Genomic DNA, 8,870 nt, shown 5'->3' with positions numbered 1-8,870 from the left:
GCTGGTCTGCTTATTTTCAAGGCTTGCTGGCAGGGTTCGATATACATCTGCCCCTTGCTCTAACCGCAGCCTTCGATTCGGCCAAGGGGACCATTATTGATCTGCCTGCCGTGTGCATCATTATGTTAATCACACTATTGCTGAGTCTCGGGGCAAGGGAGACTGTTCGATTCAATTTTATAATGGTTTGTGTCAAAGTCGGAGTTGTACTGCTATTTATTGGAATCGGAATCTTTTATGTTAAACCTGCCAACTGGACGCCATTTTTGCCTTATGGATTTTCCGGTGTTCTAAGTGCAGCAGCCATCGTATTTTTCGCTTATCTGGGCTTCGATGCCATCTCAACCGCTGCCGAAGAGGTACGCAATCCGCAGCGGACCATGCCAATTGGCATTATTTCTTCGTTGGCGATCTGTACGGTACTGTATATAGCGGTTTCGGTCGTATTAACAGGAATGGTGCCTTACACGCAGCTGGGGGTAAGCGATCCTGTTGCGTTTGCCCTGCGCTTTATTCATCAGGACTTTGTGGCAGGATTGATTTCAGTCGGTGCGATTGCAGGGATGACTACTGTACTGCTGGTGCTGCTGTATGGTCAGACACGGTTAATTTTCTCCATGTCACGTGATGGACTTTTACCGCTATTTTTGTCTAAAGTAAATGCCAAAACTCAAACACCGATTCGAAGCACCTGGCTGGTCGGCAGCATTATTGCCTTGGCTAGTGGATTGTTTCCGTTACAGGCACTGACTAATCTGACGAGCATTGGAACCCTGTTCGCTTTTGCAGTCGTATCGGTGGGAGTTATCGTTCTTCGTAAGAAACGGCCGGATTTGAAAAGAGGATTTGTCGTGCCATGGGTTCCGGTGATCCCCATTTTGAGTGCTCTCGTGTGTATCGGTCTGATGCTCCAGCTTCATATTAGTACGTGGATCGGATTCCTCGTGTGGCTCCTGCTCGGGCTGCTGATTTACTTCTTTTATGGATATCACAAAAGTTTGTTGAATCGTAAATCTTGATCGAATGATTATGGAAAAAGCCGGATTTCTGCACTGATGTGCAGGTCCGGTTTTTTTTGTCATGAGCGCGAAAAGTGTCACATAAGGTCGTTTATGTTATAATTTTGTTTCAGATAAGCTTTTGGCACGGGATTGCCGCATGCCATTGAGGGAGGATTTTTATATATGAAACTGCGCTGGCGTGCGCTTCTGGGGGGAATAATGCTGTTGACTGGCATTCTGTTGGCTGCCTGCTCTTCTGAACCCCCAAAAACTGTAACCAAACCCCCGGTAGAAGAACCTGATGACCAGGGACAAACGATCACGATTAATCCACCTTTAACTCCACAGGTGGGCGATCCAAACGCCAAATATGTAGTGCAGACGCGAATAGCCGATTTTCATTTGATCGATAACAATAAAGGCTTGGTGTGGGGAGTTACCCGCAATGAGCTTCGACTTTACTATACGCATGATGGAGGAAAGACCTGGAATAATATTTCTCCTTCCGAAAATGTTCAATTTCAAGACAAACTTGAATATGGAAAGGACATTAGCTTCACTGATTCCCGTCACGGTTGGGTTGTCCGTCAGAATTTGGACAAAACAGCAACCGTTATTCTCCGAACGGCTGATGGAGGACAGAGCTGGGATGTGTCAGCACTACCAAACGGGGAATATGTGAGTTCAATTCAATATGTGAATCCGTCTACAGGCTGGATCATGGCATATGTAAACCTGAATGAGCGGGATCAGCAAAAATTGTTGTATCACACCACTGACGGGGGAGCCACCTGGAAAAAGGTTGCGCAAAGTTCCGGTATGATATCCGGTGTATCAGGCTCGGGGCTGCCCGATCAGGGCAGTGTAGCGGGGATGAGTTTTTCTTCCGACAATCAGGGTTTTGTTGCGATCAATCTGGATAGCAGTGTTAAACTGTATAGAACTTTGAATCAAGGGAAAACATGGACTCCGGCAGTTAATAGATTGCAGGGTTGCCCACAGGTTCAGGCAGAAGCTCAGCAGTCTCTTCAAGGAAGCAGCTCCTCATATTGGGTTCCAGTCCTTTGCTATGGAGGTAACAGCACAAAATATAGCGGGCTGTTTACTGCTGATGCAGGCACACAATGGAACGCTGTGTCTTTGGGCCTGAGCAGCAAAAGCAAGTCTATTATCCCTGGGCGTACCTTCCTAAACGAAAAGGAAGGCTGGATTATAACCCAAACCGGAATGAGCCGCACGTTGGATGGGGGAAAGACGTGGACAAGTCTCACAGGCAACAAAGTACTGGCTTCGAAGCTAAAAGATTACCCTCGATCGGTCAAGCTCCGTTTTGTTTCATCTTCGGTAGGCTGGCTGCTTTTGGAGCGTCTGGACGATAAGAAATCACTATTGCTGAAAACGACGGACGGCGGCGCAAACTGGAGAATTCTATAAACTTTATAAAGGTGATCGCCCTGGGCTTTTTTCCTAACTTTGCAGGTTCTCAAAAGACATGCAGACTCAGGAAAGAGGCGTGGGGCGGTTTATTTTTAAAAAATTTAAATTTTATACGACAATATGTGAAAAAAATCACAAGGTAAAAACTGCGGCGCTGTTATACTAAACCTGTAAACAACGATAGGAGTGATAATCATGAGAGCGAATCAGGATCATATGTTAACCCAATACTACCTTCAATTTTGTTACACTTGTCAGGATGCCTATGGTTGCACGACTGAAGAGGACTGCAAGCAGTGTGCGGAGCGTTACGCTGAAGCCGAAGATTGTGAAGTTCTGGATGAGACACAACATTATCTCCAGCTTGTACATGTGTAAATCAATGTACCATTCTGATATCGCCATATCTTGAGCCTCCCGGATCATTCCGCGGAGGCTCTTGGCGTTCTTAAGGAGTTGCTATCAAATTTGGGCAGGAGCCTACATATACTATTAGGGAAAGCTTAGGTCATGTGAGGATGCCCGGCGGTTTCCCTGTGGAATGCCTGGCGGAGAGGAGTGCGGTGCATGGGATTTGAGTCATTATGGATGTTCGATTGGCTGGGTACGGTACTGCCCGTTTTTTTCGTAGTTGTGTTAGGCATTGTCGTGTTGTCTGCGGGCAGAGAAGTCATGGAGTGGAACCGAAATAAAAGGCAGCCTGTATTGACAGTTGGTTCCCGAATTACGGCCAGAAGGACACATCTCCAGCAGAGGCGGCAGGAGGAGCAAGGCACTCGTACCTATACTTTCTATTACTTAACCTTTGAGGTGGAGAGCGGCGACCGGATGGAGTTTAAGGTAACCGGAGAAGAATATGGTCAATGTGCCGAAGGGGATGAGGGACGGCTTACCTTTCAGGGTACACGATATATCGGATTTCAACGCCTGAATCGCTATAGCCTGGAACAGGTTAAAATGTGATCACAGCCTATTCCCTCATTTGATCATTCACGGCCTTCTGCGATGCAACAGAGTAGGGGGCTGTGAGTGTTTCTTGTACAGCACATTTTGGTACATATATACTAGTAAAGAGTTTAGAGGGAGGAATGAGTCGTGTCATTTGAAGGACAAGTTGTTATTGTAACAGGAGCGGCGCATGGAATCGGGAAAGAAGTCGCTTTTGCCTACGCTGCACAGGGTGCCAAAGTCGTATTTGCGGACCGTAATGAGGAAGAGGGCGCGGCCGCCGCTGCAGTGGCACGAAATGAAGGATATCAGGCCACTTTTATTCCTTGTGATGTGCGGAAAGAAGAAGATATTGTAACGCTAATTCGTACCACGGAGGAAGAATACGGCACTATTCATACACTGATCAACAACGCAGGTGTCTCCAAATGGAAATCCCCGTATGAGTTAACGGTAGCAGAATGGGATGACATTTTGAATACGAACGTACGCAGCTGTTTTATTGCGACACGGGAAGCGGCCAAGGTGATGAAACGAAATCCGGAGGGGGGATCGGTGGTCAATATGACCTCTACACGGGCTTTTATGTCGGAGCCGGATACAGAAGCCTATGCGGCGTCCAAAGGCGCCATTGCGGCCCTAACACACGCGATGGCCATATCCCTAGGAAAGGATGGAATTCAGGTCAATTGCATCAGTCCAGGGTGGATTGAGACCGGGGATTATGGGCAACTGCGTGTAGAAGACCATCGGCAACATCCGTCTGGACGCGTGGGGACTCCTAAAGACATCGCGCGGGCCTGTCTGTATTTGACCCAACCTGGTAATGATTTTGTAACAGGTACAAATCTGGTGGTAGATGGCGGAATGACGCGCAAAATGATTTATGAGCCTTAATACTGACCGAATAAGTAGCCCCTAATTTGGGGGCTATTTTTTTTAATTTGTTTTTTTGAAACTGTCACCTATTGGGCATTTGTACCATACGATACGGTATGTGATGAAGAACGAGGAGGGGACGCGTTGGCTGTTATTAATGTCAACTCAGAGGATGTAAGGACACTCGCCCGACTTATGCGGGCAGAGGCCGAAGGAGAAGGAGAGCTGGGGATGCTCATGGTTGGCAATGTCGGAGTAAATCGGATTTTGGGCAATTGTCTGGATTTTCAGGGAATTCGCCTCATGAACGATATGGTCTTTCAGAGTCCTGGCGGGTTTGAAGCTACTCAGAAGGGGTACTTTTATCAAAGAGCGCGTGACCGAGACATTCGTCTTGCCCAGCGTGTCATTAATGGGGAAAAAATACGCCCGGCTTCGAATGCATTGTGGTTTTTCAGACCTGCCGGAGACTGTCCAGATACCTGGTATAACCAGGTCAATTCCGGGCGCTTCAAAGCGCACTGTTTTTTTATCCCTTCCGTACAGGATTGTCCTGCCGTCTACTAGAGAGTTTCAACGTGAGTTTGGATGATTTAAAACCATTTTAGGAGGAATTTACATGATTTCACAGCAAGCTTATCGCCCTGTTTCTTATCCTGCCGGTGGCGGGTATCCCGAATGGCCCAGAGGGATGTATCCAATGGGAACCATGCAGCCCATCAGCACCTATCCCCCTCAGGTTAACAGCGGTAGCGCGATGACACCGACTGGTATGGTGGTACAGAGTCAGACTCCACAATATGAGCAGTCCTATATTGAAAACATTTTACGCTTGAACTTGGGTAAAGTAGGAACCTTTTATATGACGTATGAAAATAACCGGGAATGGAACGCGAAAATATTCAAAGGTACGTTGGAAGCAGCGGGTCGTGACCACATTATTATCAGTGATCCGGCTACGGGCAAGCGGACCGTTCTACTTATGGTAAACCTGGATTATGCTACTTTTGATGAGCCTTTGGTGTATCAATATCCCGGCGTCATCGGGAGCCCGGGCGTATCCCCGGTTCGCTGATGCCTTTATATAGATTAGTCTGCATCCTCTGCCTGAAGGCAGGGGATGTATTTTGTTTATAATCTTTCTCAAATATAGTTGCTTCCTTTGTGGTAAGAGGCGAAAAATGAAGCTTTTTGACCCTAATAACAGGGGAAACTGATTTTTATGACATTGCTTGTGGTTTGACTGTATAGAGTATAGTTATATAATTGAATATAAGCTGATAAAAATCTATTTAATCATGCGGAAAAATGCTTTTAGAAGCAGGAAGGAGTGAACGTGTTGGGAAGTTGATGCTGCTTATGATGTGTTATCGTTCTGTCTATGATGAAATTATCCGAAGGAGGTGCGCCTGTCTGCCGTAATGACGGCTGATGGGGAGCATATTGAGTGACCCTTTACCGAGTATGTTTAACTTGATTATTGTTTTTGCATTAGTATTATTGAATGGTTTTTTTGTATCTGCGGAATTTGCCATGGTCAAGGTCAGAAGCAGCCGTATTGAAACATTGGTGGAGGCGGGCAACAAAAAGGCCGTGTACGCTGCCAATATGCTACGCAATTTGGATGCATATCTGTCAGCCTGCCAGTTGGGCATTACACTAGCATCGCTGGGACTGGGGTGGATCGGAGAGCCGGCCATCGCACATTTGATCGAACCTGTATTTACTGCCGCCGGATTGGGAGCGGTATATGTGCACGGAACTGCCGTGGTCATTGCATTTATTGTCATTACGATTTTGCATATTGTGCTGGGTGAATTGGCGCCCAAGACGATAGCGATTCGTAAATCTGAAACCATTACGCTGTATTCAGCCATGCTGATGACTTGGTTTTACAAGCTGATGTATCCGTTCATCTGGGTGTTGAATGGAATGGCGAACAGCCTGTTGCGTTTATTCCGTATGGAGCCGGTATCTGAACATGACGATTCCGCGCATACGGGAGATGAAATACGCATTCTGATGAAAGAAAGCAATAAGAGCGGACTAATTGATAATACGGAATTGGCGCTTGTTGATAATATATTTGATTTTGCCGATACGACCGCCAGGGAAATTATGATTCCGCGTACCGAGATGATCTGTTTGTACAGCAATGAGTCCAGAGAGGAAAATCTCAGAATTGCGACGGAAAGCATGAGAACCCGTTATCCAATCTGCGCCGAAGATAAGGACCATATCATTGGCTTTATCCACATTAAGGACCTTCTGCGGGCGAACACACTGGATACCCGTACGATGATTCGACCAATTTTGGCTGTTCCTGAATCCACACAAATTAGTGACCTGCTTAAGCGCATACAGCGCAGCAAGACGCAAATTGCGATTTTGATTGATGAATATGGCGGAACATCGGGGATGGTAACGCTGGAAGACATTATGGAAGAAATCGTGGGTGAAATTCAGGATGAGTTCGATCAGGAACGTCCTGGCTGTGAGCAGATTAATGACGAGGAATTTTCCATTGACGGTATGTTATTAATTGATGAAGTGAACGATCGCTTTGGACTGGAACTCGATCATGAAGATTATGATACGGTAGGAGGCTGGCTATACTCACATGTTGAGGTTATTCCTCCACAGCCGGGTCAGTCTGTTGTGTTCGAAGGATGTATGTTTGTTGTTGAGGAAGTTGAAAATAAGCGGATTTCACGTATTCGGCTGATAAAGCAGCCTGTCATCGTGGAGGAAGCAGGAGTCTCATAATGGAATAAAACCTTGGAAGCGACCTTGAATGATATGGGGTCGCTTTTTAATTTGCCTTCTTTACAGATAGGATATGAATTGATATGATTGTTCGTGTTATTGTCAACCTAAATAAAATATACTAAGTTGACAATAAAAATGAATTTAAATGTTCCTGAGCATTTTATTATTTTTCATGATCAAAATAATGGAGGTATGAAGTATGGAATTATTCAATGCAGGTCTAGATTGGTACTCGTTGGCAGATAAAGCGATCCAGGGCAGCAAATTGTCACAAAAGGAAGGCGCTGCGATATTGGAAGCCGATGATGGGGAGCTATTGCCGATTATGCAAGCTGCGTACCGGGTCCGGCATCATTTTTACGGAAGAAAGGTTAAGCTTAACATGATCATGAACGCCAAAAGCGGCCTGTGTCCGGAGGATTGCGGCTATTGCTCACAATCTATTGTCTCCACGGCGCCTGTCAGCAAGTACAGTATGCTGGATAAGGAGTCTCTGCTGGCCGGGGCGCGAGAAGCGGTAGTACGGAAAGCGGGAACGTACTGCATTGTCGCCTCCGGCAAAGGCCCAACGGATCGAGAGCTGGATCAGGTGATTGAGGCTGTGCAGGAGATTACCAGTACGCTGCCGCTCAAAATTTGTGCTTGCCTGGGGATTCTCAAGGAGGATCAGGCCCGGAGGCTGGCAGAGGCTGGCGTACATCGCTATAACCATAATTTAAATACAAGTAAGGGTAACTATCCGTCCATTACCACTACACATACATACGATCAACGGATCGAAACCGTTAAAATAGCTCAGTCTCACGGAATGTCTCCATGCTCTGGCGTTATTATCGGTATGGGGGAAACGAATGAGGAAATCGTTGAAATGGCCTATGCCTTGCGGGAACTTGATGCTGATTCGATTCCGGTTAATTTTCTGAATCCGATTCCCGGAACTCCACTGGAAGGAGCAAAGCGTGTATCACCAATCCGAGCGTTAAAGGTACTGGCATTGTTCCGGTTCATTTGTCCATCCAAAGAGATACGTGTTGCTGGCGGACGGGAGCTCAATATACGCTCACTACAGCCTCTATCTCTGTATGCGGCCAATTCGATTTTTGTAGGCGATTATTTGACGACAGAAGGGCAAGAGGTCACAACTGATCATCAAATGATTGAAGATCTCGGGTTTGAAATTGAGATATGCGCCCTTTCCGCCGTATAATAAGAGTTGTACAAAACTTGAAAGGAGAGTTGAACGATGAGCGAAAAAGTATTTATTAGTCCAGGTAAATATGTGCAAGGGAAAAACGTGATTGATAAAACGGGTGAGTATGTCAAGCCATTAGGTCATACGGCTCTGGTTATTGCAGATAAGCTGGTTTGGGGCATCGCAGCCGACCGGGTAGTCAAAAGTCTGGAGCAGGCGGGGATTACAGCGGTTAAGGTTGAATTTCAAGGAGAAGCGTCCAAAAATGAAGTGAACCGCATTGCTGATCAGGGACGAAACGGTAAGGTTGATATTGTCATCGGTGTTGGTGGTGGCAAAACGCTGGATACCGCCAAAGCCGTTAATGAACTACTCGGTTCCTCGGTTGTGATTATTCCTACGACTGCTTCCACGGATGCACCGACCAGTGCGCTATCTGTCTTGTACACGGATGAAGGTGCGTTTGATACGTATTCCTTTTTTAGTAAAAATCCAAGTTTGATCCTGGTCGATACGAAAGTCATTTCCCAAGCACCGCCACTATTCCTCTCCTCAGGTATTGCAGATGCTATGGCAACGTGGATTGAAGCTCGCGCAGTCATCGAAGCTCGTGCAACAACCATGGCTGGCGGTTTGCCAACCTT

Annotated in this window: 9 protein-coding genes and 1 pseudogene; all 10 read left to right on the top strand. The window is 46.4% G+C overall.

The genetic code is table 11. The features are described 5' to 3' along the window. Nucleotides 1–1,019 (top strand): APC family permease (locus WG8_RS21910; RefSeq protein WP_007432463.1); only part of this gene is annotated, 1,019 nt, incomplete at its 5' end. 165 nt (nt 1,020–1,184) lie between these two features. After that, nucleotides 1,185–2,435 carry a YCF48-related protein gene (locus WG8_RS21905; protein ID WP_007432462.1) on the top strand — a complete coding sequence of 417 codons (1,251 nt, stop codon included), beginning with the start codon at nt 1,185–1,187 and terminating at the stop codon, nt 2,433–2,435. Nucleotides 2,436–2,633: 198 nt separating this feature from the next. Continuing rightward, nucleotides 2,634–2,816, top strand: a complete 183-nt coding sequence (locus WG8_RS26830) for a hypothetical protein (protein WP_080572162.1) — start codon at nt 2,634–2,636, stop codon at nt 2,814–2,816. A 189-nt stretch (nt 2,817–3,005) separates the two neighbouring features. Beyond that, nucleotides 3,006–3,401 (top strand): DUF2500 domain-containing protein, encoded by a 396-nt coding sequence (locus WG8_RS21895; RefSeq protein WP_007432460.1) that lies wholly within the window; start codon nt 3,006–3,008, stop codon nt 3,399–3,401. 132 nt (nt 3,402–3,533) lie between these two features. Beyond that, complete coding sequence (locus WG8_RS21890) at nt 3,534–4,283, top strand: SDR family NAD(P)-dependent oxidoreductase (RefSeq protein WP_007432459.1); 750 nt, start codon at nt 3,534–3,536, stop codon at nt 4,281–4,283. A 126-nt stretch (nt 4,284–4,409) separates the two neighbouring features. Continuing rightward, nucleotides 4,410–4,832 (top strand): cell wall hydrolase, encoded by a 423-nt coding sequence (locus WG8_RS21885; RefSeq protein ID WP_007432458.1) that lies wholly within the window; start codon nt 4,410–4,412, stop codon nt 4,830–4,832. Nucleotides 4,833–4,884: 52 nt separating this feature from the next. Continuing rightward, entirely contained in the window at nt 4,885–5,340 is a 456-nt protein-coding gene (gene gerQ / locus WG8_RS21880; RefSeq protein ID WP_007432457.1) for a spore coat protein GerQ, read from the top strand. Between the two features lie 389 nt (nt 5,341–5,729). Further along, on the top strand, nt 5,730–7,031 hold the full coding sequence (locus WG8_RS21875) for a hemolysin family protein (protein WP_179033434.1): 1,302 nt from the start codon (nt 5,730–5,732) through the stop codon (nt 7,029–7,031). Nucleotides 7,032–7,233: 202 nt separating this feature from the next. Next, nucleotides 7,234–8,241, top strand: a complete 1,008-nt coding sequence (gene bioB / locus WG8_RS21870; protein WP_007432455.1) for a biotin synthase BioB — start codon at nt 7,234–7,236, stop codon at nt 8,239–8,241. A gap of 36 nt (nt 8,242–8,277) precedes the next feature. Further along, nucleotides 8,278–8,870: pseudogene (locus WG8_RS29025) on the top strand (iron-containing alcohol dehydrogenase); the annotation flags it as partial.

Origin of the sequence: Paenibacillus sp. Aloe-11, from assembly GCF_000245715.1 — a bacterium.
Classification (GTDB): Bacteria; Bacillota; Bacilli; order Paenibacillales; family Paenibacillaceae; genus Paenibacillus; species Paenibacillus kribbensis.
The sequence above is the reverse complement of the archived record's forward strand: the minus strand, read 5'-3'. Positions and strand labels throughout refer to the sequence as shown.

What these genes read in the sequence shown, in the direction of transcription:
- WG8_RS21895 (WP_007432460.1), top strand. Translation starts at nt 3,006, where the DNA reads ATGGGATTTGAGTCATTATGGATGTTCGATTGGCTGGGTACGGTACTG.
- WG8_RS26830 (WP_080572162.1), top strand. Translation starts at nt 2,634, where the DNA reads ATGAGAGCGAATCAGGATCATATGTTAACCCAATACTACCTTCAATTT.
- bioB (WP_007432455.1), top strand. Translation starts at nt 7,234, where the DNA reads ATGGAATTATTCAATGCAGGTCTAGATTGGTACTCGTTGGCAGATAAA.
- WG8_RS21875 (WP_179033434.1), top strand. Translation starts at nt 5,730, where the DNA reads ATGTTTAACTTGATTATTGTTTTTGCATTAGTATTATTGAATGGTTTT.
- WG8_RS21905 (WP_007432462.1), top strand. Translation starts at nt 1,185, where the DNA reads ATGAAACTGCGCTGGCGTGCGCTTCTGGGGGGAATAATGCTGTTGACT.
- gerQ (WP_007432457.1), top strand. Translation starts at nt 4,885, where the DNA reads ATGATTTCACAGCAAGCTTATCGCCCTGTTTCTTATCCTGCCGGTGGC.